The 25,165-nt window shown below is 37.8% G+C and carries 21 protein-coding genes; 1 reads left to right on the top strand and 20 read right to left on the bottom strand.

Features of this window, described 5'->3' with window-relative positions:
* Positions 1–29: 29 nt before the first annotated feature.
* Positions 30–917 carry a mechanosensitive ion channel family protein gene (locus B5488_RS13505; protein WP_079735745.1) on the top strand — a complete coding sequence of 296 codons (888 nt, stop codon included), beginning with the start codon at positions 30–32 and terminating at the stop codon, positions 915–917.
* Here B5488_RS13505 and tsaB read toward each other — a convergent pair.
* From tsaB to sov, 20 genes are all read right to left on the bottom strand, one after another.
* Entirely contained in the window at positions 914–1,573 is a 660-nt protein-coding gene (gene tsaB, locus B5488_RS13500) for a tRNA (adenosine(37)-N6)-threonylcarbamoyltransferase complex dimerization subunit type 1 TsaB (RefSeq protein ID WP_079735744.1), read from the bottom strand. The genes B5488_RS13505 and tsaB overlap by 4 nt on opposite strands.
* A 15-nt stretch (positions 1,574–1,588) precedes the next feature.
* Positions 1,589–2,821 (bottom strand): efflux RND transporter periplasmic adaptor subunit, encoded by a 1,233-nt coding sequence (locus tag B5488_RS13495; RefSeq protein WP_079735743.1) that lies wholly within the window; start codon positions 2,819–2,821, stop codon positions 1,589–1,591.
* 3 nt (positions 2,822–2,824) lie between these two features.
* Complete coding sequence (locus tag B5488_RS13490) at positions 2,825–4,264, bottom strand: TolC family protein (protein WP_079735742.1); 1,440 nt, start codon at positions 4,262–4,264, stop codon at positions 2,825–2,827.
* A gap of 62 nt (positions 4,265–4,326) precedes the next feature.
* Complete coding sequence (locus tag B5488_RS13485; RefSeq protein ID WP_079735741.1) at positions 4,327–5,445, bottom strand: efflux RND transporter periplasmic adaptor subunit; 1,119 nt, start codon at positions 5,443–5,445, stop codon at positions 4,327–4,329.
* 36 nt (positions 5,446–5,481) lie between these two features.
* Positions 5,482–6,747: an ABC transporter permease gene (locus B5488_RS13480; RefSeq protein WP_079735740.1), complete on the bottom strand. Its 1,266-nt coding sequence runs from the start codon at positions 6,745–6,747 to the stop codon at positions 5,482–5,484.
* A 1-nt stretch (position 6,748) separates the two neighbouring features.
* Complete coding sequence (locus B5488_RS13475) at positions 6,749–7,996, bottom strand: ABC transporter permease (protein ID WP_079735739.1); 1,248 nt, start codon at positions 7,994–7,996, stop codon at positions 6,749–6,751.
* Positions 7,989–8,690, bottom strand: a complete 702-nt coding sequence (locus tag B5488_RS13470; RefSeq protein WP_079735738.1) for an ABC transporter ATP-binding protein — start codon at positions 8,688–8,690, stop codon at positions 7,989–7,991. Before B5488_RS13470 ends, B5488_RS13475 begins: the two co-directional genes overlap by 8 nt.
* A gap of 104 nt (positions 8,691–8,794) precedes the next feature.
* Positions 8,795–9,028, bottom strand: coding sequence for an LPXTG cell wall anchor domain-containing protein (locus B5488_RS13465; protein WP_079735737.1), 234 nt, complete (start codon positions 9,026–9,028; stop codon positions 8,795–8,797).
* A gap of 92 nt (positions 9,029–9,120) precedes the next feature.
* Positions 9,121–9,660: a DUF420 domain-containing protein gene (locus tag B5488_RS13460; protein WP_079735736.1), complete on the bottom strand. Its 540-nt coding sequence runs from the start codon at positions 9,658–9,660 to the stop codon at positions 9,121–9,123.
* The gene (locus B5488_RS13455; protein WP_079735735.1) at positions 9,657–10,394 is read right to left on the bottom strand and encodes an SCO family protein; all 738 of its coding nucleotides are present in this window, start codon (positions 10,392–10,394) and stop codon (positions 9,657–9,659) included. Before B5488_RS13455 ends, B5488_RS13460 begins: the two co-directional genes overlap by 4 nt.
* Before the next feature lies 1 nt (position 10,395).
* Complete coding sequence (locus B5488_RS13450; RefSeq protein WP_079735734.1) at positions 10,396–11,040, bottom strand: hypothetical protein; 645 nt, start codon at positions 11,038–11,040, stop codon at positions 10,396–10,398.
* Positions 11,041–11,125: 85 nt separating this feature from the next.
* On the bottom strand, positions 11,126–11,488 hold the full coding sequence (locus B5488_RS13445) for a cytochrome C oxidase subunit IV family protein (RefSeq protein WP_079735733.1): 363 nt from the start codon (positions 11,486–11,488) through the stop codon (positions 11,126–11,128).
* Between the two features lie 18 nt (positions 11,489–11,506).
* Positions 11,507–12,487 carry a cytochrome c oxidase subunit 3 gene (locus B5488_RS13440; protein ID WP_079735732.1) on the bottom strand — a complete coding sequence of 327 codons (981 nt, stop codon included), beginning with the start codon at positions 12,485–12,487 and terminating at the stop codon, positions 11,507–11,509.
* A gap of 47 nt (positions 12,488–12,534) precedes the next feature.
* Complete coding sequence (locus tag B5488_RS13435; RefSeq protein ID WP_079735731.1) at positions 12,535–13,116, bottom strand: cytochrome c oxidase subunit 3; 582 nt, start codon at positions 13,114–13,116, stop codon at positions 12,535–12,537.
* The gene (gene cyoE, locus B5488_RS13430; RefSeq protein WP_079735730.1) at positions 13,107–14,009 is read right to left on the bottom strand and encodes a heme o synthase; all 903 of its coding nucleotides are present in this window, start codon (positions 14,007–14,009) and stop codon (positions 13,107–13,109) included. The genes B5488_RS13435 and cyoE overlap by 10 nt, the downstream gene beginning before the upstream one ends.
* A 142-nt stretch (positions 14,010–14,151) precedes the next feature.
* Complete coding sequence (locus B5488_RS13425) at positions 14,152–16,269, bottom strand: gliding motility protein RemB (protein WP_079735729.1); 2,118 nt, start codon at positions 16,267–16,269, stop codon at positions 14,152–14,154.
* Between the two features lie 123 nt (positions 16,270–16,392).
* Complete coding sequence (locus B5488_RS13420; RefSeq protein ID WP_079735728.1) at positions 16,393–17,106, bottom strand: energy transducer TonB; 714 nt, start codon at positions 17,104–17,106, stop codon at positions 16,393–16,395.
* Between the two features lie 44 nt (positions 17,107–17,150).
* Positions 17,151–17,534 (bottom strand): VanZ family protein, encoded by a 384-nt coding sequence (locus B5488_RS13415; protein WP_231919739.1) that lies wholly within the window; start codon positions 17,532–17,534, stop codon positions 17,151–17,153.
* Positions 17,535–17,544: 10 nt separating this feature from the next.
* Positions 17,545–17,925: a glycine cleavage system protein GcvH gene (gene gcvH, locus B5488_RS13410; RefSeq protein WP_079735726.1), complete on the bottom strand. Its 381-nt coding sequence runs from the start codon at positions 17,923–17,925 to the stop codon at positions 17,545–17,547.
* A 62-nt stretch (positions 17,926–17,987) separates the two neighbouring features.
* Complete coding sequence (gene sov, locus B5488_RS13405) at positions 17,988–25,142, bottom strand: T9SS outer membrane translocon Sov/SprA (protein ID WP_456114826.1); 7,155 nt, start codon at positions 25,140–25,142, stop codon at positions 17,988–17,990.
* Positions 25,143–25,165: the final 23 nt, after the last annotated feature.

Raw genomic sequence — 25,165 nt, 5'->3', positions numbered from 1 at the left:
CAATTTGTTTTCTAAAAATAATTGATACTATGGATAAATTAAACGATTGGGGCGCCATCGCAAGAGAATATGGAGAAAAACTCATTGATTATTTACCTACTTTATTGGGAGCACTTGCGCTTCTTTTTATTGGGCTTTGGGTAATTGGTTTAATTGTTAAGTATGTAAATAAATTATTCAAAAAGAAAGATTACGATAAAACATTAGAAATTTTCACCTTAAATGCGATTAGATGGGGACTTCGCATCATACTTTTTGTGCTTGTTATTACACAGCTTGGGGTACAAAGTGCTACTTTGGTAGCCGCAATTGGTGCTGCCGGTTTAGCGATTGGTCTTGCCATGCAGGGATCACTTTCCAACCTGGCAGGTGGCGTGTTGCTAATTATTCTTAAACCCTTTAAAGTTGGCGACTGGATAGAAGTCCAGGGGATTTCTGGTTCTGTGGTAGAAATCAACTTGTTTTATACTAAAATAGACACTTTTGGGAATCAACGAGCGATAATACCTAACGGTGATTTGAGTAACGATAATATTATAAATTATAGTTACAATGGTACAAGAAGGGAAACTTTAAGCTTTGGGATTTCTTATGATGATGATTTAAAAAAGGCAAAGCAAGTACTTAGGGATCTTGTGGAAGAGCAGGAAGATGTTCTTAAAGACCCTGCGCCACAAATAATTGTCGCTGAGCTTGGGGCCGATTCTGTAAATTTTTCAGTTAGATACTTTGCTGAAAACAGTAAATTCTGGGATTTACACTGGTTTATGATCGAAGAGGGAAAAATACGACTGGAAGAAGCAGGAATGACTATTCCTTATCCTCAGCGTGATGTTTATCTTTATGATCAAACCAAGATGAATGGTACGATAGAAAAAAGATCGAAAAATAAAAACAATGCGAACACCGCCGATTAACCGGCAATAAAATCTTTTAAGTAATAAGGTTCAAAATAAGCGACATCTTCGGTGTCGCTTATTTTGTATTTAGCCTCTACCAAACTGCACATTTCTCTGGCTGATGGCAATTTACCTGTAATAAATTTAGCGTTGGAATGCGTACAAATAGCTTTAAACTTCTCTACGCCATTGCCTATAAATGCTGTTTTATTCTTTTCAAGATAATCAACGAAAGAATTTTCATCTAAAACCTCAGCTTTAGTTTCCCTTATTTCATGCAATTCTTTATCAAAAACAGCCGAATAAACTTCCATTCTACGCGCATCTAACATAGGGATCACAAAGCCCTTTTCCATCTCCACCTGCGCCGCTAAAGAAGCTAATGTAGCGATAGAAATTAGCGGAATATCCAGCGAAAAACACAATCCTTTGGCAGTAGAAACCCCAATTCTTAACCCGGTGTAAGACCCCGGACCTTTGCTTACCGCAATAGCATCAAGATCTGCTACACTTAAGTTATTTTCTTTTAGAATTTCATCTATAAAAACGTGTAACTTCTCGGCGTGCGAATAATTATTGTTGTTATCCTCCTTAAGCGCCAACAAAATACCATCTTCTGAAAGTGCAACAGAGCAATTTGTGGTAGCGGTTTCTAAGCAAAGTATTAATGCCAAATTCTGTGATTTTTCTTATTTATTAATTACCTCAACATCATCGCCTTCTTTCAGGCTTTTTGTTACGGTATTATAAGGTCCTGTGATCACGGTTTCCCCTTCGGCTAAACCTTCAGTAATTTCAATATTGCTGTCGTCCTGGATGCCAGTAGAAACTTTTCTAAGTTCTGCTTTCTCTCCTTCTTTTAGAAATACAGCTTCATATTTTTGATCAGCACTTTTCTCTGCAGTGGTATCATTTTTAATCACAATCGCACTTATAGGAATTCCTATTATATTGTCTTTTCTATTAGTAATTATATCTACTGTAGCGGTCATTCCTGGTCTAAAGGGAGAATAATTATCTGCTTTTCCTTCTAAAAGATCTTTGTAAGATTTTTCTAAAATACGAACTTTCACCTTAAAGTTGGTCACCTGATCTGTAGTAAGGGTAGCATCGGCCGAGTTTGATATTTCCGTAACGATTCCATTAAATTCTTTCCCTAAATAGGCATCGACCTCCACGGTGGTAGAATCTCCAACCTGCACCTTTACGATATCATTCTCATTCACATCTACTTCTACTTCCATATTGGTAAGATTGGCAACCCTAAGAATTTCGGTACCGGCCATTTGCTGGGTTCCTACTACCCTTTCTCCAAGTTCGGCATCCAGTTTTGAAATTGTGCCGCTCATAGGTGCATAAATATTAGTACGCCCCAGGTTGTCTTTAGCTTCTTTTACCGTAGCCGAAGTGCTTTGCATATTGTAATAAGCCGATTCTTTATTAGCCTGTGCTACTTCATATTCTGAAACAATCCTGTCCCATTCTGCTTTAGAAATCACTCCTTTTTCAAAAAGACTTTTGTTTCGGTTATAATTAGCTTCTGCTTGTTTTAAACTTGCCTGGGCCTGTGCATAATTCGCTCTTGAAGTTTCTAATCCGGCCTGAGCTCTATTTACGCTAGATTGATAAATATCAGGATTAACCCTAACCAATAAATCTCCTTTTTCTACAGCTTGACCTTCAACAATGGGAAGTTCAATTATTTCCCCGGAAACTTCTGAAGATAATTTTACTTCAATTTCCGGCTGGATTTTTCCGGTTGCCGAAACAGTTTCTATAATATCTATAGGTTCAATTTTGGTTATTTCTACTTCCTTAAAATTACCAGATTTACCAAACCAGCCGGCTTTTTTACCTACTATAAGCAAGACAATAAGCGCGAGAGCAATTCCTATAATTATAAATAGCGTCTTTTTCTTCATAGTTTAAAATTTAAGATCTGTCACTGGTACTCCAAAATATAATTCAAGTACTTTTAATTTAAAAATGTAATCGTATTTGGTTCTTAGCACTTCACTTTGTGCGTTTTCATATCTTAGTTTCGCCTGGCTAAAATCAAAAGCATTAGAAATTCCCACATCAAAACGCTGTGTAGAATAATCAAAAGCCTGTTCCTGTGCATTTGCGGCAACAAGGGCCGCCTCGTAAGCTTCAAAAGCTCCTTCGGCATCTACATAAGCCTGATAAACATTTGCCTCAAGATCCAGCTCTGCCTGTTCTAATTCGTACTCGGCACGTTTGGCGTTCACCTGGCTTCTTCTTACCTGGATTCTGGTTGCCAATCCATTAAAAATTGGTACACTAACCTGTAAACCATAAGTAATACCATCGTTGCGTTGTAACTGTTCAAAAAATGGTAGTGGGCTGCCAATGGTAGTAAGTACATTAGGAGCAACCACAATATCACCAGTTTGTTCTACCACACCAATTTCGCGGGTAGGATCATTTGGGTCTATCTCTGCACCAACTATTCTTCCCTGGCCCGATTCCCTGGTATTGTAGTTAAAAAATGCTCCTACGCTTGGGTAATAAGCTCCTTTGGCAATTTCAACATCTTTTTGCGCTAATTCCCTGTTCGCTTCAGCGATTCTAATTTCAGAGCGTTCTTCTCTAGCCTGCGCTACAATATCTTCTACCGGATTATCTAGAATTTCAGTCCCAAAAATATCATAGTTTCTCTCTACGATATCAAAATTCTCGTAATCTTTTATAAGTAAGGTTTGCGCTAAACTAATAAGGGAGATTCTAATATTGTTTTGAGCAACGATTATTCGCTGTTTTTCATCGGCATTCGTAGCCTGTATTTCCAGAAGATCACCTTGCGGCAAAGAACCGGCCTCCACTAGCTCCCTGGTTCTTTCCAATTGTTCCTGGGTAACTTCATTTTGCATTTTAAGAATTTCAAGGTTTTGCTTATTAAAAAGCACCTGCAAGTAAGAATCTGCAACAAAAAGCGTTATATCGTCTTTCATCTTATCTAGCGCATACTGGGTGGCAAGTTGTGATATTTTAGCGCGTTGCAATTGCTTAAAATTCCTAAGGCCGTCAAAAAGGTTGAGACTTGCGGTAACCCCTGCGGAAAAGTTTCTTGTAGTTTGCGTTTGTAAAATACCGGTAGTTATATTTTGGGTAAGACCGGTATTCCATGCGTTAGTTGCGGAAGCGTTTACATTTGGAAGAAAATTACCAATCGCATCCCTTCTTCCCAATTCTGCCAACTCTACATCGAGCTCGCTTTGTTTTACTGAAATATTATTCTCCAGGGCATAATTAATACATTCCTGAAGTGTCCATTTGTTGTTTTCCTGGGCTTTTGCAAATAAAACAGAAAATAAAAATATGGTTAGTAAGCTGTATTTTTTCATAATCGGAATTGTAGTTGATGAGTCTTTGAAATTCTAAACTTGTTACATTTTGAAGCAAAAATCTAACTTCCGGCAAATTCCGGACTTGGTTTTACTTTGTTCCAAACCTTAATTTTATCGTCTTTAGAAATACCATTTTTCACTTCTACCTGAATACCATCACTAATTCCTAATTCCAGATCCCTTCTTTCAAATTGTTGATCTCCGATTTCTACTTCCACAAAGGGCTCCTGACTTTTTGGATCAAATTGTACCAGCGCTTCCTTAATTGCTAAAACCTCATCGGCCCTATCTAGAATAATAGACGCATTTGCACTTAACCCGGCACGAATAAAGGTAGTATCGGCCTTATCTAATGTACCTTTTATCTCAAACTGAATCGCTCCATTTTCATCTATTCCTTTAGGCGCGATGTAATCTAAAACCGCGTTAAAGGTTTTATTCTCTATTGCACCAACAGTTATTTCCAGGGGCAAATCTTCTTTTATTTTCCCAACTTCACTTTCGTCAACTTTTCCTTCAAAAATCATTTCGTTAACATCGGCAAGTGTGGCCAAAGTTGTACCGTCATTAAAATTGTTGCTTTCTATTACCTGATTTCCTACCCGCACCGGTACGTCTAAAACCATCCCATCTACTGTAGATCTAATAAGCGTGTTAGCTGCACTTCCAATTCCGCTGGTGGTTCCTGTTTGAACAATTTCAAAGTTTTGTTTTGCAGAACGGTAATTCTGTTGCATTCTTTTATAGTTAGCATCTGCGTTATCAAAATCGTTTTGAGAGATCACTCCTTTTTCAAATAAAGCTTTTTGTCTTTCAAAAGTTTTTTCTTCATTTTCTAAATTTATCTTCGCGGTAGCCACGCCATCTTTGGCGCTTTGTAATGAATTAACATTTGGGATTACGCGTATTTTGGCAATAAGATCTCCAGCCTTAACTTTTTCGCCGGCTTCGATATATATTTCATCTATAATTCCTGAAATATTCGGTTTTATAAGCACTTCTTCCTTTGGGACAATGTTTCCCGTCGCCACCGTTTTCTTAACGATGGTTTCTATTGAAGCCTGCTCGGTTTCATAAACCGTAGGATCCTCCTGATTTTTTTGAAACAAATAGTATAACGCGCCTACAAAAACAACGGCGATCAATACTAAAATTGAGATGGTAACTGTTTTTTTCATTTTTTGATTGTATTAGTCTTCTTTACTTTTTTCTTGTTATTCGGTTCTTAGAGCATCTACAGGTTTTATTTTAATCGCATTCTGCGCCGGTATAAGCCCGGCCAACAAACCTGAACATATTAATATTGCCAGGGCGGTAAGTACCACGCCTAAATCTACACTGGGGTTGGCAAACATCATTTCTGAAGTATCCATTCCGCTCAAAGCATAATTTATTCCCGCAATTATTCCTGTGGCGAAAATAATCCCGGTCATTCCTGAAATAATGGTAAGGAAGATAGATTCCATTAAAATTTGCCCCCTAATAGACCAGGGCGTAGCACCAAGGGCGCGCCTTACGCCAATTTCGTTGGTTCTTTCTTTTACCACAATTAGCATAATATTACTAATGCCAATTATACCTGATAGCAATACCAAAATCCCCACAAAGTAGGCGACCGCTTTTAGAGCTACGAACAAACCATTTATCTTGTTGAATTCTTCATATAGATCAAAATTACCAACAGCCCTGTCATCTTCTGGATGAATTGAATGCCTGCTTTTTATAAGATCTAAAATGCTTGATTTTAAACTGGTGATAGAATTTTCATCCTGGGCAGTAATCGCCATCCAACCTACCGTATCCCCCATATTAAAAGCCTGGGAAAACGCGGTAAATGGTACATAGATTTCTTTTTGGGCTTCTTCAGCATTTCCGCCGCCGCCACCTTTTTTCTTATAAGTGCCAATTACCATAAAATTGACACCGTTTATTTTGAGATAAGTTCCCAAAACCTCCTCATCCTTTTCATAAAGTTCACGCCTCACCCCTTCACCAATAATGGCAACTTTTCGCTTATTTTGAATATCGAGATAGTTAATAAACCTTCCGGAAGTAACATCCATAGGTTCTTGCTGAATGATCTCGGGATAATCACCATATACATTAAAGGCTCCTGTTTGTAGCCCGCGAACCACGTTATTGTTCCCGCCGAAACCACCTAATTGATTTCTAGGGGAAATAAATCGAAGTCCGGGTACATTTTCCCGAAGGGCTTCTACATCGGCTGTTTTAAAATTATAGCGTCGGCCTTTAGGCAGGCCTTTATAAGGTTTAGATGGGGTTTGCGTCCACATAAACATCGTGTTTGTAGCAATGCCACCAAAACCCTGTTTTACGCCATTTTCGAGTCCTTTACCGGCAGCCAGTAAGATAACCAGGATGAAAATACCCCACATTACCCCAAAAGCGGTAAGTATGGTTCTAAACCAGTTCGCACTTAATGCTTCAATTATTTCGCTCCATTTATCCCTGCTAAACATACTATTCGTCTCTTAATGCAACAATGGGTTTAATTCTCGCAGCTCTCCAGGCGGGGAAAAATCCGGCAATAGCGCCAGCAAGCACTAAAATAAAAACAGTGGTAAGCGCCACGTTAAAGTTAACCGCAGGATTGGAGATATATTGGGTTTCTATAAGCGGCCCCACAAATTCCAATAGCAATAAACTTGCAATAAGGCCTATAAACCCGGCAATTGCAGTTACAAAAATAGACTCGTGCAACACCATTCCTACTATAGAAAGTGGTTCTGCCCCAAGAGCCTTTCGTATTCCTATTTCCCTGGTTCGTTCTTTTACAATAATGAGCATAATATTGCTCACTCCCACTACTCCGGCAATAATGGTACAAATACCTACACCCCAAAAGAAGAATTTTATCATATCCATAAGATCGTAAAACCGCTTCGCATTTTCCAGTGAGTTGTTGATGGTCACCGCGCGCTCATCATCGGGAGCTATGGTATGTGATTCTTTAAGTTGGTTTTTAACGTCGGCTGAAAAGCGATTAGAAGCGGCAAGCGCAGCTTCAAAATTATCTTCGGGCTCTAAAGTAAAAGCCATATTGGCAATATTGTTAGCCCCACCAAAAACGCGTTGTGCCGTAGAAAGTGGCATAAAAACCCTACTTTCTTCCCTTTCCCCGCCGGGATCGGTAAAAACGCCAATAACTTTAAAATTTATTCCCGAGATCTGAATATACTCGCCCAGCGGATCTTTACTATCTTTAAAAAGGTCGTTTCTAACCTTATTCCCTACAACCACAACTTTCTCAAAATTATCGTGATCTTTGTAATTTACAAAGCGCCCCTCTATCATACCACTGTTTTCAAGAAACTGATAATCTGGATAAACACCTTCTACGCGATAGGAACCTGATTCTTTCCCGTAGTTAACTATGCCGTTCCAAATTCGGTAGATGGAAGATTTGTATTCTAAATCATCCTGGTACTTTAAGGCTGTGTAATTAAAGTCTTCATTTTTCATCTGAATTCTTCTACCTGGATTTAAGCCTTTATATTCTTTAGAAGTAACGCCGGTATACACGTACATAATATTAGCAGCATCACTTTTAAATTCCTCTGAAATACCATTACGCATTCCTTCACCAATTCCCAAAAGAATCACTAAAATAAAAATCCCCGAAGCTACAGAAAGCCCGGTTAGGAACGTTCGTAATTTGTTTTTACGAATCGTATCAAAGATCTCTTCCCAACGTTCTAAATCAAACATTTTGCTGCGCTCTTACCTGGTTGACTTTGGTATCCTGAATTATTCTACCATCTTTTAGATTCACGATTCTCTTCGTCATTGCAGCAATATCGGCTTCGTGTGTTACTACAAGTATAGTACGGCCTTCATCGTTAATCTCCTGTATTAAGTTCATAACATCATAAGACGTTTTAGAATCTAAAGCCCCCGTAGGTTCATCGGCTAAAAGCACTTTAGGATCGCTGGCAAGTGCCCTTGCAATGGCAACCCTTTGTTTTTGCCCTCCAGAAAGTTCATTTGGCAAATGTCCCGCCCAATCGGCCAGGCCAACTTTTTCCAGATAAGACATCGCTTTATCTATACGCTCCCCGCGTTTAATTCCCTGGTAATAAAGCGGAAGGGCTACATTATCCAAAGCATTTTTATAAGAAATAAGATTAAAAGATTGAAAGATAAAACCCAGGAATTTATTACGATAGCGGGCGGCTATTTTTTCGTTAAGATTTTTTATAGCAACGCCATCAAGAGTATAAGAGCCTTCATCGGCTTCGTCGAGCATTCCGAGAATATTTAACAGGGTAGATTTTCCCGAACCTGAAGACCCCATGATAGAAACGAGTTCTCCTTCGGCTACGCTAAAATTAACTCCTTTTAAAACGTGCAGTGAATTACTGCCCATTTTATAGGATTTATGAAGATCTTTAATTTCTATCATCGCAGTAAACTTACAGGTTGTTAACTTTTTATTGAAAAGCGTCACCCATAAGACTCTGCTAAAGAGAAAAAGTTACATTTTTTAAGGAAATATTTTGAAGTTGTTTAAGCTTCCTCAGATTTTTTGGCTTTTTTACGGGAACGGTATATAAAATAGCCTAAACCGCCAATTAGGAGATAAGGAAAAGCCATGAGGTAAAGGATTCCGTTATTTATACCTTTTGCAGCGCTTTGATCGGTATCGCTTTCTAATACCGCACGGCACATAGAACATTGTGCTTCGGCTAATTCGGGTAGCAAAAGCAAAAGAAGGAAAAGAAATAAAACCCTGATTTTCATAACTGTAATTTCTAAACGCAAAATTAAGAAATTTTATTATTAAGCTTCAGTTAAAGCTGTTAAGACTTAAATTTCTTCCGAAGTATTTCTGCCTAATAATAAGGCCACATAAATATATAAACCAACACGCCGGTAACTGCAACGTATAACCAAATTGGAAACGTCCAGCGGGCAACTCTAGCATGTTTTTCATATTCCCCGGTTAAACCACGATACATTGTAAAAAGCACTAAAGGAACAATAATTGCCGAAAGCACGATGTGTGTAATAAGAATAAAGAAATACACAGGTCGCAAAAAGCCTTCACCGCCATAAGGTACGGGATCGTTACTTATTTTTGAGATCACGTAGCTTACTAGAAATATAGCCGAAAGTACAAATGCGGCAATCATTACGTTTCGGTGCAGTTTATATTCCTTAATGCTCATAAAGAAATAGCCAAGCATTAACAAAAGAGCCGTAGCGCCGTTTAAAACCGCGTGAAAGAATGGAAAAATTCCTGTTTGAGTACCAAAGATATTATAGCGTTCTGGCAGGTACATTAAAATAAGTACAATGATTGGCACCAGGATAGATAAGGCAATTATAACCGGTACCGCAATCCTATCGGTTTTTGTTAGCGTTCTTTTCACAGTAATTTTTTAATATCTTCAATTAAAATATCAATTTGCGGCTCTTCATCACCTTCTGCAACCGATTTATTTCTTTCTACCGAACCACGATAGTAAATTATTGGGTTTCCATATTTATCCTGGCGGGATCTAATATAACCCTCTTTATCTACCAGAGCGAACAAGCCCTGATGAGCAAAACCACCGGCAACCTCACTATTTTCTCCGGCATAGATATTAAAACCACCATTGGCAAGCCCATAAATTGAATCTTTTTCACCGGTTAATAAATTCCAGTTCGGGTGATCTATTCCGTAGTTTTCGGCATAAGATTTTAAAACCTCGGGGGTATCGTGCTTTGGATCTATAGAAAAAGAAGCTATTCCGAAATTTTCTTTATTCTGAAATTCCTTCTGAACTTCTACCAGGTTTTGATTCATTATTGGGCAGATCGTGGGACAGGTAGTAAAAAAGAATTCGGCTACATATACTTTTCCCAGGTAATCTCCATTAGTGATGGTATCGCCATCCTGATTTACAAGTTGAAACTCAGGCGCCTTTTTCTTTCTTCCGTTGATCTCGATATAGGAAAGCGCTTTATTAGCATTATTATCCTTCTCAGCTCCCTTAATATTTAGCCTATCTGCTTTCACTACTTCATCACTTCCTATTGTTTTCACAATTTTGGGAATAAAAATAATCCCAAACACCAGAATGACGAGTGAAAGACCTATGTAAGAATATTTTCTTTTCATTTTAATTATTTTTTCTTTCGGCGTTATTCTTTTTTAGAGCCAACCTATATTCAGCAAGAATCACTTTTACATCGTCATTCATTTTATTACTTAATTCAGCTACTGAGCGGGAATCATAACCGTAAACTTTCCCACTGTCTTCATCATCATCGCGACCTCTTAAGCTAAGATCTTTATCTACAATAAAAACGTAAGGCGTGTAAGTGTCTTCCAACTGGTGTGGTGTATTGAAGCTTTTAAAAACTTCTTCTACCTCTGTTGAGGCTCCAAAAATAAATTTCCATTTTTCAGTTTCAGAAATACCGCTAAATTCTTTTTTGAATTTTTCAGCCTCTTCCCGTGCTTCTTCAGGTAAAACCACTATAAACTGAAAATCGTTGAATTCGTAATATTTTTCAAGTATTTTTTGATCAAGGTTGAAGGTATTCCCTTTTAGGTTATCCAAATCTTTTCCAAAAAAAGCCACTATGCTTATTTTATCTTCTAAACTAACCAATTTCCCATCAAGGCTTTTAAAGCCTGAAACATCCTTAACGTCTTTGGTTAAAACAGGTAGCTTGGCAAAATTATTTTGTCCTGAAGCAAAAAACATATAAGCGATAATAGGCAATGCGAAAAGCACTAAAAGCACTAAAAACTTTTTCATAGTCCTGTTTATAGAAGTGGGTGCAAAAATAAAAAGACGGTTTTACAAAACCGCCTTTCTATACATTTTTAACTTTTGAGTATTTTTAAAAATCCCAGGCTATGTGGTCATTCTTATATACCTCGTATATATAACCACCTTCTGTTAAAAGAATAAATATAAGGTAACTAACAAGAAAAATTGCCGTCCACACTATTGCGCGGCGCAAACCTTTAGTTTCCCCTTCCAGGTGCATAAAGGCCCAGGCAATATAGTAAGCTTTATATATTGTTAGTAGGATGAAGATCCAGTTAAGGAGCGACATACTTAAGAAAGAGGTTCCAGTTAGGAATTCGGGTTTTAAAATCCCAAAAACAACTTCCACAAGGGTAACGATAGATAGGATTACAAATACCGTCCAGATCTTCTTTGTATTAGATTCGTGATGATGTGCTGTATCGTGTGCCATTTTTAATATTTTCTGAAATTATACAAGGTAAAAGAATGTAAATACAAATACCCAAACTAAATCTACAAAGTGCCAGTAAAGACCAACCTTTTCTACCATTTCATAATTCTTCCTGCGCTCGTAGGTACCAAGGATTACGTTAAAGAAAATAATGATATTGATAAGCACTCCTGAAAAAACGTGAAAACCGTGAAAACCGGTAATAAAGAAAAAGAAGTCACCAAATAATGGCGGCCCATATTCATTACGTGTAAGGTTAGCTCCTTCTACCACGCCAGCGGCTTCACTATCTAATTTAGCGAGCGATTCTTCGCGGGAAAGGATGATTTTTTCACCTTCCTCTGTCATTATTTGTGTTCTTATTAAAAGATCTGGATTTGCGGCAAATCCAGCTTTTACTTCTTCTATAGAATAAGAAGGTAGAGATCTTTCGTTTTCAAACCAAATTCCATTTCTCTCTTCGTGTTCTACTCTAACTGAAGCTTCAGAAACAGCGATATCTGCAAGCGCTACCCGGTGACCATCGCCATCGATAAATTGAAGTACATTTCCTCCGTTAGTATAAACGGCGCCATATGTTCCATTTATAAAATTCTTCCATTCCCAGGCTTGAGAACCAAGAAAAACAACCCCACCAATAATGGTAAGAAACATATAAAAAGTAACTTTCGCTTTATTTAATTGATGACCAGCATCTACTGCCAAAACCATTGTTACCGAAGAAAAAATAAGGATAAAAGTCATCAAAGCCACATAATACATTGGCGCATCTACACCGTGTAAGAATGGAAAGTGATTAAAAACTTCGTCGGCAATTGGCCACGAATCCATAAATTTAAAACGGGAAAAACCATAAGCTGCAAGAAAACCAGAGAAGGTAAGTGCATCGGAAGTGATAAAAAACCACATCATCAATTTGCCGTAACTGGCTTTTAAAGGTTCATTTCCTCCACCCCAGGTTTTACCTTCGGTGCCTGTTCTAACAACAGTAGCTTCCATAGAAGAATATTTAAATTTTAAGTATTGCGCAAAAATACGCAATTTTATTATCTAAAGAAATATAAAAAGACAAACAGGTAAATCCACATAAGATCAACAAAATGCCAAAAAGTCGCACCTAGCTCAATCCCAAGCATTTGACCTTTTTTATAACGTTGTTTAAAATGGTTATAAATTACTACTAAAAGCGTGATAATGCCCGCCAACAGGTGCGCCATGTGCACCAAAACCAATACATAAATGAATGAAGTTGTAATACTGCTTTCGCTACCTGTAAAGTAATATCCATTAGCTATTATTTCAGAAAAACCTTGAAATTGAAGCGCAACAAATAGTACTGCAAGTATCAGTGTACCAATCAGTAAAGCTGAAGCGTTTCTTCGGTTTTCCGCTAAAATGCTTTGTTTAGCCATTATAAATGTGAGACTACTTAAAACTATAACAATAGTACTCCATAAGAAAGCGTTTGGGAGATCGAACTCTGTTAACCAATCTGGTCTTGTTTTACTTACTACATAAGCACTGGTTAGCCCACCAAAGGTCATGATCATACTAATTATCCCAAACCAGAGCATCATCTTCTTTGCCCTATCATATTTGTGCTTTTCGGCACCTTGAGTTAAATCCATTCTCTTATAAATTTATCGAAAACATATACTATTTGTAGCAGCGTAATATAAGATACGCTTGCAAACATTAATTTTTTAGCGGCCTGCGCCGTCTTTTCTTTATACAATTTTAAAGCATAATATAGCATTCCCAATCCTAGTAAAAGAATAAGAGCTCCCGCAACCGGCGACAGAAAAAGTTTTCCTGTAACTCCAAAAACAGGAATTAACGAAACTAAAATGGTCCAGATAGTATAAAGAATTATTTGTATTGCGGTGCCTTTATCCCGTTTTCCGGTGGGCAGCATAAAAAATCCGCCTTTTTTATAATCGTCATATAACCACCAGCCAATAGCCCAAAAATGCGGAAACTGCCAGAAGAACTGTATCATAAATAAAGTTCCCGGTTCTATACTGAAATCTCCTGTTGCCGCTACCCAGCCTAACATAAAAGGAATAGCTCCCGGTATTGCACCTACAAAAACAGACAACGGAGTTTTAGTCTTAAGAGGTGTATATAAACTTACATACAAAAAGATACTAATCGCCCCAAACATTGCAGTTTTAGGATTGATAATGTATAAAACTATAAGTCCTGCAATAGTAAAAACACTGGCAATTAAAAAAGCCGTACTTACCGACATTCTTCCATCGGGAATAGGTCGGTTTTTAGTGCGATCCATAAGCGCATCAAGATCACGCTCTATAATTTGATTATAAGCATTTGAAGCGCCCACCATAAAGTAACCGCCAATAGCAAGTAAAAAAACAGTAACAAAGTCTATGCTGTCGGCCCCGAGGAAATAACCAGCAACCGAAGAAAAAACCACGCTTACAGCAAGCCGTACCTTGGTAATTTCTTTAAAGTCTGTTAGGATAGAAGCCGAGGAAGTATGTACACCGGTGCTGCTCAAAAATAGGTTTTTTCAATTGGCGCAAAGATACTCCTTAATTGGGTTTTGGCAAGGGTGCAAAAATGTTAATTTTCAGCACTTAACAAATTAAAAGAATATTGAGAAAAACTTCTAAAAATACTCTCCTTATCTACCAATTTTCCTAATAATCGTAATACCAGTTAAAAATATCGGTGCGTAAGCCAAAATTTATCCAGGAAGTTGTATTATCAAAAGTTTGAGAAGTCTTTACATTTGGGTTAAAAGAGCGGTAAATAAAACTTCCGTAGAGTTTTAAATTTGTCGCAGGATTAACTATATAACCGGCCTCAATACTTGCAAAAAAGGAAGTGGTAGTATTTCCCTGGCCAATTTTCACACCGGTTTCAAAAGGACGTTGGCGTTCACTAGTATAAATATCTCCACCATAAGCACTTTGATTAAATGCATTGTCAAAATCGAAACCTCTTTTACCATAAATCACTTTAGCATTCCCATACCATCTATCATTTTTATAGCGGGCAATAGCTAAAATCTCCCTGAAATTAGAACCCCACAAATGAGCCATAGACTGGTTATTATGCCCATAATTCAAAACCCCTGTGTTATGCGAATAAGTGTAAGGCCGTACCTGGTTATATTCTGCCTGTAGAAATAGCCCGGGAATTTTGAAAGCATCAAAATATTTCACTCCTAATTGATACCCAAGTTTGTTTTTCCAACTTTGTTTCCCCCCAAAAACATCAGAGGTAGAGAATTCATCTATAATCATTTGACCATAGATATTAATTTCATCTGAAAACTTATATTTTGAAGTAAGGCCAATAATTGCATTACCGCCACGTGCCCCGGTAGAAAATTCTATAGCCCGATAAAAAATTACCGGGTTCAAATAATTTAAATCGAAGCCCCGGTTATTATCATTTTCCCAAACCACAGATTCAAATAAACCAATATTAAGCCTTTTGGTAACATTATAACTCAAGTAATGGTTAGCCATATATTTTGTTCTAAAGGAACCATTTTCTGTAACTGCCGGTCTCACATCGCGCAAAGACATCCAGGTATTGGTATATTTTAACTTCCAAAACGTGGTGTTGAGTTTAAAATAAGGATATGGCGAAGCATTATCACTCATTAAAAGGGAACGATAACCGTCTCCAATAAAGTTTTTGCCGTGGCCAAATTGAAGATTAAAAAACTTATTTGGCGTATAAGACAAATAACCTTCCGCTACAGGATAATCATAACCTTCGTCCATAAAAGGTTTTGCAATTCCCCTGCCGGGTATTATAGCAGGATCGCCGCCATCTGGCCTAATAGATTCGGCAAACCTATTGTAATAATCGGCAAACCTGCCCTGATTTTCGTAAGCTACCGTATAAAAATTAAAGTTTTTTCCTAAACCACCCTGAAAAATAAGAGCGCGGGTGTTATTATACGTAAAATCGAAATCTGTTTGCTGAAAATCTTTTCCTAACTGAAGATCCAAAGCAAAATCTAGAGTAAACCAATAATCTTTGGTTTGATATTGCACCAAATGCTCATTCCATAACTTTTTGCCAAACCAGGATTCTGCATCCCGCAGCATTTTATCTTCTTCAGCTTTAAAATTATAATATTTAGAAACTTCAGAAAAAAGCAAAGGCTTTGAAGCCGAGTGAGTATTCACTCCTATTTTGTTGTATTCAGCATCAAAACGGCTATAGTATTCATGCGATAAAGGAATATTTATCTGACTTTCATAACGAGGGCGCGTAAATTCTTCCGATTGAATTTGATCATATTCATTAGTCAGATCATCTTCTTGAGGTTGCTGAAAATTGATTTCTGAAATATCGGGTTTAACCTGGGAGGTAGTAGAAAAATCTTCAGTATTCAATTCCAACGGAATTTTTACAGGCATTTTAAATTGGACAAAAATTGGCCTGGAATTATAAGTGGCCGGCTTAATTTGTGGCAACAAATTAAAAACACGCTGTATTTCCTCCTTTAATTCTACATAAACGGCATCAGTATAAATAATTTTAAAACTTCCTGTTTTATCAACTTCAAAAATTACGGTTATCTCTCCCCTATAATTCTCCCTGGCAACCTCTAACGGGACTTCATAATTATTCAAAACTAATTTGGTAAGGGTGTTTTTAAAGCAGGTTTCTTTATTAGTAAAATCTACTACGGCACATTGAGGAAATTCAGGAAAACGTTGGCTATTATCTTGAGCCTCAGATTTTAAACTAATCGCACTTAGCAAGACAAGAAGAAACAGGTAGTTCTTCATATTGAAAGTAGGGAAAGATTGGTTACACCCTCGAAATATACATTTTTTTAGATAGAGTAAACCAGCTTAAAATAAAAAATCCCGGGACGAGCCCGGGATTTAAATTTATACTAAATAATTGTTTTAGTCTTGAATTTGGAATACAATTGGTAAAGAGTACATAACCCCTACTGCCTTACCACGTTGTTTACCTGGCTGCATACTTGGCAATTTATTAATTACCCTTGCTGCTTCACGCTCTAACCTTGGGTGTGGCGCTCTAGACTGTACATTGGTAATATTTCCTTTTTCATCAATTTTAAACTGAACAATCACCCTGTTCACTCCAGAAAGACCAAGCTCTGCACCAAGATCTGTATCAAAGTTACGGTTTACAAACTGACTGATCTTTTGGCTCATACATTGCTTACGCTCTTCGTTGTTATTTAGGTTTTCACAACCCGGGAAGATTGGCACATCTTCAATTACAGCGAAAGGTACATCTTCTACTTCTTCTTCAGTAGGAGCTTCAACAACCTCTTCTACCTCAACAATCTCATCCATATTGGTTTCAGTAGACTCAATTTCGTCTTCTTCTACCTCTTCTTCATCCTCTACAACTTCAATAATCTCTGGTGCCGGTGGTGGCGGTGGTGGCGTATTCTGCATCTCTGTAATTGGGATTTCTTCATCATCTAAATCGTCCATATTTAACTGGCCGGTATCGATGTCGTCCCTGTCGTAAGTCTTCCACTCAATTGCCCTCCAGGTAATTAACAGGACAAGAATAAGCCCCAATTGCAGAAAGAATACACTTCTTCTGGTTAAATCGGCTTTTGGATTTTTCTTTGGTTCCATAATAGGTTATTGATTAATAAGGATTGCTAAATTAAATATTTTTTCTAAAAAATTAAATTAATCTTACTATTTAACCTTTTTAGACTCTTTTCAAAGAAAAGAAAGATAATAACAGCAAGCAAAATTCCAGCAGTATTTGCCATAATATCATACCAATCTGGCTCTCTATAACTGGTAAGTACACCCTGTAAAACCTCAATTAACATACCAAACAGTACTGCGAGGCCGGCTATTTTGAAAAGGTTTTTTTTATAAGTAGTTTGAGGTTTATCTTTTTGCATAAAATATACCTTCCAAAATACTACAAGTCCAAAATAAGCTCCAAGATGTAAAAGTTTATCTGTAGGATTAAAACTCCCCACACTAATTTTACCAAGTTTAACTAAAGAAGAAACCGTTAATAATATAGTATAAAGGCTTGCTACCAATAAGGTACTTCTAACTACCAAGAACTTCTTTATACGCATCTGCACTTAAAAGATCTTCCAGCTGAGATTTATCAGAAAATTTTATTTTGATCATCCAACCTTCTCCATAAGGATCTGAATTTACTTTTTCCGGCTCATCTTCCAGGTTCTCGTTAAATTCAATTATTTCGCCAGATAAAGGCAAATAAAGGTCTGAAACTGTTTTTACAGCTTCAACCGTTCCAAAAACCTCTTCTCTATCAAGGGTTTCGTCTACGGTTTCTACTTCTACATAAACAATATCACCCAATTCGCCCTGTGCAAAATCTGTAATACCAATTGTAGCCGTATCACCTTCTACCTTAATCCATTCGTGGTCTTTGGTGTACTTTAAATCTTGTGGAATGTTCATTAGTTCTATTTTATATTAGAGCAAAGTTAATTTTTTAAAGCAATACTTCAAACAAGCCTCAATTAATTTCCAAAATTATATCTAAGTGTTATCCCAGACCTTATGGTTGTTTGCGGAAATGCCGTAGATACCGCATATTCAGAAAAATTATGTTCGTAATAAAATATTGCGGTAAGATTGCTGGAAATCGCATAATCTGTGGTGAAATTAATACGCCATATATCCTGGCCGGCAATTACCTGGCTGGTTTCTAAATCTAAATATCTAATAATACTTTTATTTCTTCTGAAAGAAACATCGGCTTTAAAATTAAGATCGCTGCTTAGAATGCGGTTGGTTCCCCCAAGGCCGGTGGCAATCCTTAAATCGCTAATTCTATAACCCGCTCCTAAGATATATTCGTTTCCGGTTGTTTCTGTTAGTAAATTATTATCGAAACTCAGGGAAAGCATTCGGTCTTTTCTTATTTCTGCCAATAACTGGATAGCATTCTTAGTCTCCAGATCTAAGCGAAATAAAGGAGTAAATAATTCAGTTAAAACTATATTAGAATACAACATAGGGTTTTTGAAATCTCCTGCCTGGTTAGTTTCAAATTCATTCTCAGGATCGTAATCCAGGTTAGTTTGAAATTGATTAATGGTATAGTTAGATTGGTACCCGTGATTTATTGAAATTCGTCTAAATTTATCTTTAAACCAACCAATTCGCATTAAACCGGTATATTTCATATTCCAGTTTGGTAAAGGCATATCCCTAAAAGCTCCCAGCTTTATATCTTCAGGATCTTTCCCCGCGTAAGCCGAAACAAAAGCAGGTAATAAAACTGCCTGGTTTGTTTTCCCAATTCCTACTGGATAGCCGTCTTCGTCTACATTATCGGGATCCAAACCTCGCTCCCTGGCAAGGCGACGGGCTATATTAAGACGACTTTCCCTAAAACTTTCAAAAGTTTCAGAAGACTGTTCGTCTGACTGATTAAAAGCGGTTTTTATAAGAATAGTAGAAATATTAAAATTCCCGTAATTATAAGGCGTCAAAGAAATATATTCCATAGTAGAAGGATTTACCCTATAATTCTCTGAAAAGTTTTCTGAATAATTCCTGTTTGCGCTAATATCTACCGTAAGATCAGGGATAATATCCAGGGAAGCCTGTACATCTAATTGTTCGTTTTTTAAAGTAGAATACTGCTGATTAAAATTTTGAAACAAAGTTAACCAACCTCTTCTGGCCGCAGTATATCTAACCTCATCCTGCCAACCAAAAGTGAAGGCTGTACTGGGCTGCAAAGTTCCCATAAAACCTACACTTGGAGTATAACCGGGAAGAAAAGTCCCTTCATTTTGGCGATAGTTAACCTGTAACCTGCTTAAAATAGTTACAAAATCTACAAACGTATTAAAGCTTTTGCTGGTTTTCTCAACTACCTCGGCATTTTGAGTGCGCTCTGCATCTTGCGGGCTGCCATCTAAAGTAGGCACCCCGGCGCTTCGTTGTTTTATTGTTTGCCCACCGCGACTTTCTTTCTTTTCCAGCCCTAAGTAAGAATATAAACTCTCCATATCCAGGCTGGCATTTATTTGGTGAGAACTTGAGTTCTGCACACTGTTTCCTATATCGGGAATACCTTCAAGATTCTCGTAAATCCTGGAACCGCGCTGCCATTGGAAATCTCCGGTATAAGAATAAGTAGCATTTATAAATTCGAGTACAGGAATTTTATCAAAAGGGATATCATAATTTACCTGCAGGTTTTGATAATGCAAATCTGGCGTACCAATGCTGAAGAAATTATCCCAAACCCCAATATTATTATTGGCAAAACCATCTTCATCTATATAATTTCTAACTATACGATTATTGGAAGCGTTAAAGCTGAAATTTAAAGAATTGGTAAGATTATAATTTATGCCATATTCCCAGTTAAACATATAGTTTCGCTGGTATAAAGTTGGAATTCCTAAATCATCACCTGAAAGTTCCAGCGACCTGAATTTTTGCTCGTTATACTGTCTTAAAATCGTTGAACTCGCATTTATATTAGATGGCAGTAAATTCACATTAAAATCTCTCACCAGCGAATAATAATCGCTGCTATCTAAAGCCGAAATATTTTTGAAAGGCTCTACTTGTTTTGGCTCAAAATTAAACTCGTAGGTTGCCCCTGCCCTCACATTTTGATTCAAAGATTCTTCAATTTCAAAATCACGATGATCTACCTGATTATAAGATGTTGTAAAAGCGAAATTCTCAATATCATAAGGCATTGGTTTCGCCTCACCGGTACGTTCTTTACGCAAGCCTATAACATTTACACTTTGTCGTTTTGTATAAGACTGCGATTGTTTTTTTACCCGATCTCTTTCAACAGGATCTACAATATCCGCCAGGCGAGTTTCCAGTTCTAAATCAAGAAATTCCTGGTCGTATTTTGGCGTAATTAATTCCTCGCCCCTGCTATAATTAAACGGAATTTTCACACCCCATTTTTCCGGAAGTAATTGCCCGGCATTTATATTGGTAACAACATCATATTGTTCTGAGTTTTCCCTGCTTCGCTGGTTAGGGCCCTGTTCTATGGTTCCAAAGCCCACGGTGCTTTTTCTCCCGGTAGCGGCTACCGTGGCAAAATCGGCTAAATTGGTATCCATATTAACTATAGTCGCCCAACCACCTTCATTATTAAGGTCTGAAAGTCTTAATTCGTTAAACCAAACCTCACCACACAAATCCTGGACACCATTTGTAGGTGTGCCGTTCTTTAATCCTAACATCAACACCCGTACATTTCCAAAACTGGGATTTCCTTTTATTCCCAGGCGTAATTGATCCATTTCATAGGAGTCTTCTTCGTCAATTAATTCTAGGTTTTCGGTAAAGAAATTTAATTCTCCAGAATTTAAAGAAGGATCTCCTAAAACACCTGTTTTTACGCGTTGAAGAAGTTCCAACGGAAGATTCATTCGGTTAACTTGCGGCCAGATATCTTCAGCATTCATCGCACCAAAAGCCGTTGGACTTAAAGGAATTTCAATTTGATAATAATTATCGGTAAAATCGGTTCCCATTCTTACAAAAGCTACCAACTGCCCCTCTTTTAAAGGAGTTTGATTGGGTAGCGATTCGGCGTGTAAAAACATTTCCAGGTTTTTATATTGCCGCATATCTATCTGGAAATTCTTGTAAACCGCCCTTGCATCCTGAGGTTCCAAATCACACACCCTAAGCGAAAGTGATTGCTCATTTTGCCTGATATTTGTATTATTTTCAAAAAGCTCTTCTCTAATTACGCCGGGTGGCAATACATAAGGCACTGGTTGGCGATTTTCATTTTCCTCAATATTTACTGCGGAAACTTCAAAAAGGGTGTTTTGATTTTCCGGAAGAATATTTCTATCTCTCAACCCGCGATTGTACCGCCTATAATCGCCTCTCACCAACTCCATAGTCCCAAATCGCAGCAAGGTTTCTTCCTCGAACCCACTAAGAAACATTCTCATAAAACGTATAGATCTGTAATCGGCTATACCTCCTTTAGAATCGGTTGGCTCGTAAATTGGAATTTTAAACTGAAGCCAGCGCACGGGAAGTTCATTTCCATTTCTAAGTGTGGTGGTAAGTTCTTTCTCGTCTGTGATGTATTGACTATTTTCAACGCCCATCCCCGGGAAGAAAGGTATTTCATATTCAAAATAACTATCAATTGTGTTCATCGTATTATCCCGATTCACGTCTTCGGTAGTAGGCAAAGTGGTATTTCCTCTATTGGTATCGCCAACTTCTGGTGGGGAATTCCCATCGGGACCATTATATCTTTTGTAACGGCTTACAATGTCTCCTGTGGTATTTAGAAAATACTCATAATTATCTGCTGCAGGATCAGGCAAATTACTGAATTCAGGAAATTTAACAGCTTCCTGCGCGTCTGAAAGTCCGTCGTATCCCACATCCTGATTTCTACGCTCGTCACCTTCAGAATCAAAAGCATAAATTAAAGATTGATCTGCTGGAACCTTCGCTACCTGGGTCTCTATGGTATTTTGAGTCCCACCACTCGCCGGCAACCCATTTTCATATTGTTTACGCCCATCTTTCAGCACATCTTCAGAAATATTCCCAAGGTTAAAATTGATAGTTCCTGCTGAATTTCCCATATTTTCAGAATAAATATAGGGGTCCATAACCCAAAATTCTATAAACTCAACATTGCTTTGTTCAAAATTGGTAGTATTTATTCCACGCATTATTCCTCCAAAACTTTGTGAAGGATTCGGCAAGGTGCCATTTGTTGCTGTAGGATTAAAGTTATAAGGACCACGTTCTTTGGGGAAATAACTTACATCCATTGTATACACCACCTGCGGTTGCCCCTGCACTACATCGGTATTCGGGAAAATCTCGCTTAAGGCTACCCTTCTGGTAGCATAGGTAGAAATATCGTTATCTGTAATTCCGTCGGGACGGTTGCTGCTATAAAAAATAGGATCTATAGTATACCAGGATAATTTTGCCCGTTTATCTCCAACTTTTATATCGCCATTGGCCAGTTCGCCGCCATAACCAAGCGGGACGCTGCTTAATTCCCAGCTTAATGGGGCACTAATATCTATTGTAGTTTGGGCTGCTTCAAAATCGTCTATATAGGTGGTTGCTTCTCCCTGGAAATCGTTAATTGCAGGAGCTCCCGGTTGCAAATAAGCGAACTCCCCGGTAACAGAGAAATTAGAAGGCACATCGGTATCTATGTTGGGCAATTTATTTACCAGCCTGGTAAATAAGGGAACCTCGGTAGAATAGTTTACATTAAAGCCGAAAATTGAATTATTTATTGGCTCGTAACTATAATTCGCTTTTTGTGTTAGCGGGCGTTCCTTCAGGTTTATAAAAGTGGCTCCAACTAAAAAATTTTCGTTAAACTGATGTTCTACATTTAAACCGGTAAAACGTTTGGTTTGCTGACCGAATAAGGCATTATTCTCGGTATTTACCTGAATTGGAATATCTGAAGCAAGCAAAGCTTCATCCAGAATTTGTACTCTTCCCAATTCATAATTTACCACATAATCTACACCTTCCTGCAACACCCTTCCGCCGGCTGTTACAGTTACCGATCCTGGTGGAAGGTTAAAACCAATTGGAATCCCTTCAACTTCCCCCGATTTATATCTCCCTTTTAACTGAAATTTATTTTTATCGGCATCTTCCTGTTCGGCCTGGGTTTTCGTGGTTCGATACAAAGAACGGAAAACATATTTTTGCTGATTGGCATTCCAGGTTTCGGGGTTATTATAATCTTCGGCGCCGGTATTTGGCGAATTATCCAGTTCTTCAAATAAATAGCTTCCAAATGGTTCTACTGAAGTAAAAATGATATTTCCGTTTTGAGGATCTATGGTTAACCCCGGCACATAATCAAAAAATCCATCGCCGCCATTTATAGGATCGTTATTATTATTTAATTTATCGAGATTAAAGACCCTAAGTAAAGGTGTTTCCCTAATAGCTTCAGGCAATGATACCGAACCATCCCCGGCGGGTTTTATATAATTTAGAGGTTGTGGATCTGTATACAGAATATTCATTCTAAAATCTTCCCGCTCTAATTGATAAGCGCCAAGACTATAAATATTCTTCATCATTAAATCCCAAACAGGCTCGTCTACATTGGTAATCGTGCTTTTAAGCATTTTAACCACCAGGTTTTGGTTTATTCGCTGGTTTGTTACGGGTGCATCAGGATCTTGTGTTGGATTTTGAGCAGGATTATTATCGCCCGTGGCATTCACCCCATCGTTAGCAAATTCTCCAACTTGGTAAACCTCGCCGTTTACGGTGTACTGAAAAGCTATGGCAAGAATTTCATCATTGCTTAATCGCTGGTTTAAGGATATATAACCAAGTTGGGTGTTCAAACTATACTCGTTGGGCTGCAATTGTCTTGCATTCTCCAACTTCACATAATCCAGTCCTTCTGAAACCTGAACTCCGCTAAAACCATTATCTACCGTCGCCACATCTCTAATTGCGGGTGTAAGAACAGATTCGGCTGATCCATTTATCCCAAAGGGATTAAAATCGTTATTCTCGTTATCGGGAAAACTTCCTCCTGGCTGATTAAAAAACCCTGCTGGAATATTATCTAAACCTATATTCCCCGGTAAATTAGTTTCTCCCAAATCCTGAATAGCGACAATATTCCTGGTATCGGTTAAGTTTTGCACATTATTGGTTCTATTAGTGACCCAAACCTGAACCCTTTTAATTTGAATGTTGGAATTTATAAAAGGATAATCTTTTAGCGCCTCATTATAATTGTCCCTGAAATAATGCGAAAGAAAAAAGTGCCTGTCCTGATCATAATCCAGGGCAAATTTTTCAAATTTTTCTACGGTAGAACCACCTTCAACATTTACTGTTCTCCGTTCCGATTTTTGTTCAGAAAAAACACCGGTAATTCGGGTTTTCCCAAATTGTAATTCGGTTTTAAATCCAAATAAACTTTGCGCGCCTTGCATCAGCGCATTATTAAGCGGCATATTCACATTCCCGACTTCAATTTTCCTAACAATATCATCTTCGGTAGGTGTATATTCAAGTTTTAATTGGTTCTGAAAATCGAATGTAGATTCGGTATCGTAATTGGCGGTAATTTGCAAACGTTCTCCAATTTGCCCAAGCAGGCTTAAACTAATTCGCTGATCGAAATCGAAAGTGAGATTTTGCCTGTTCCTGGGAGAAAAAGCCGGATTATCCTGCTTGGTGTAAAGCAAACCCAGGTCCATTTCTACAGTTCCCTGCGGAACGATATTTATTTCTGAACCTCCAAAAATGCTTTCAAAGAAATTATTATTTACATAAAAATCTGGTAATAAATCCCGCTGAATTTCCTCACTTCCTTCTTTTCGGCCGGCCTGCGCATCAACTTTCTGCTTAAAATAATTGCGCATTTCTTCATCTAAAACTAGATTTTCGTATTCTTCAGGGGTTAAAATTAAAGGGATAGAAAGGTCTAAATCTCCTAACTGTTCGCGATAAATATACCGGTCTAAAATAGCATCGTATTCGTAGAAAGAAGAGATTAATTCAGAATCAGGCAGCGCTATTTCACCCAAAGCATACCCGGTTTCTGTGGTATCCTGAGGGGTTTCTTGTGCAGTGGAACTCAATGAAATTATCAATGACAACAACAAGCTGAGCTTAACCGAAGTTGACAATTTCCAGTAATTGTGCCTCAATT

The sequence above is a fragment of the Salegentibacter salegens genome (assembly GCF_900142975.1).
Taxonomy (GTDB): Bacteria; Bacteroidota; Bacteroidia; order Flavobacteriales; family Flavobacteriaceae; genus Salegentibacter; species Salegentibacter salegens.
This window is presented reverse-complemented; position numbering and strand designations above follow the sequence as displayed.

Bases quoted from the DNA above. Each gene is read 5' to 3' on its own strand.
- B5488_RS13480 (WP_079735740.1), bottom strand. From the start codon at position 6,747: ATGTTTAGCAGGGATAAATGGAGCGAAATAATTGAAGCATTAAGTGCG.
- B5488_RS13440 (WP_079735732.1), bottom strand. From the start codon at position 12,487: ATGGAAGCTACTGTTGTTAGAACAGGCACCGAAGGTAAAACCTGGGGT.
- B5488_RS13455 (WP_079735735.1), bottom strand. From the start codon at position 10,394: ATGAAAAGAAAATATTCTTACATAGGTCTTTCACTCGTCATTCTGGTG.
- B5488_RS13485 (WP_079735741.1), bottom strand. From the start codon at position 5,445: ATGAAAAAAACAGTTACCATCTCAATTTTAGTATTGATCGCCGTTGTT.
- B5488_RS13425 (WP_079735729.1), bottom strand. From the start codon at position 16,269: ATGAAGAACTACCTGTTTCTTCTTGTCTTGCTAAGTGCGATTAGTTTA.
- B5488_RS13435 (WP_079735731.1), bottom strand. From the start codon at position 13,116: ATGGATTTAACTCAAGGTGCCGAAAAGCACAAATATGATAGGGCAAAG.
- B5488_RS13445 (WP_079735733.1), bottom strand. From the start codon at position 11,488: ATGGCACACGATACAGCACATCATCACGAATCTAATACAAAGAAGATC.
- B5488_RS13505 (WP_079735745.1), top strand. From the start codon at position 30: ATGGATAAATTAAACGATTGGGGCGCCATCGCAAGAGAATATGGAGAA.
- B5488_RS13490 (WP_079735742.1), bottom strand. From the start codon at position 4,264: ATGAAAAAATACAGCTTACTAACCATATTTTTATTTTCTGTTTTATTT.
- B5488_RS13420 (WP_079735728.1), bottom strand. From the start codon at position 17,106: ATGGAACCAAAGAAAAATCCAAAAGCCGATTTAACCAGAAGAAGTGTA.
- B5488_RS13450 (WP_079735734.1), bottom strand. From the start codon at position 11,040: ATGAAAAAGTTTTTAGTGCTTTTAGTGCTTTTCGCATTGCCTATTATC.
- B5488_RS13495 (WP_079735743.1), bottom strand. From the start codon at position 2,821: ATGAAGAAAAAGACGCTATTTATAATTATAGGAATTGCTCTCGCGCTT.
- B5488_RS13475 (WP_079735739.1), bottom strand. From the start codon at position 7,996: ATGTTTGATTTAGAACGTTGGGAAGAGATCTTTGATACGATTCGTAAA.
- B5488_RS13465 (WP_079735737.1), bottom strand. From the start codon at position 9,028: ATGAAAATCAGGGTTTTATTTCTTTTCCTTCTTTTGCTTTTGCTACCC.
- B5488_RS13470 (WP_079735738.1), bottom strand. From the start codon at position 8,690: ATGATAGAAATTAAAGATCTTCATAAATCCTATAAAATGGGCAGTAAT.
- gcvH (WP_079735726.1), bottom strand. From the start codon at position 17,925: ATGAACATTCCACAAGATTTAAAGTACACCAAAGACCACGAATGGATT.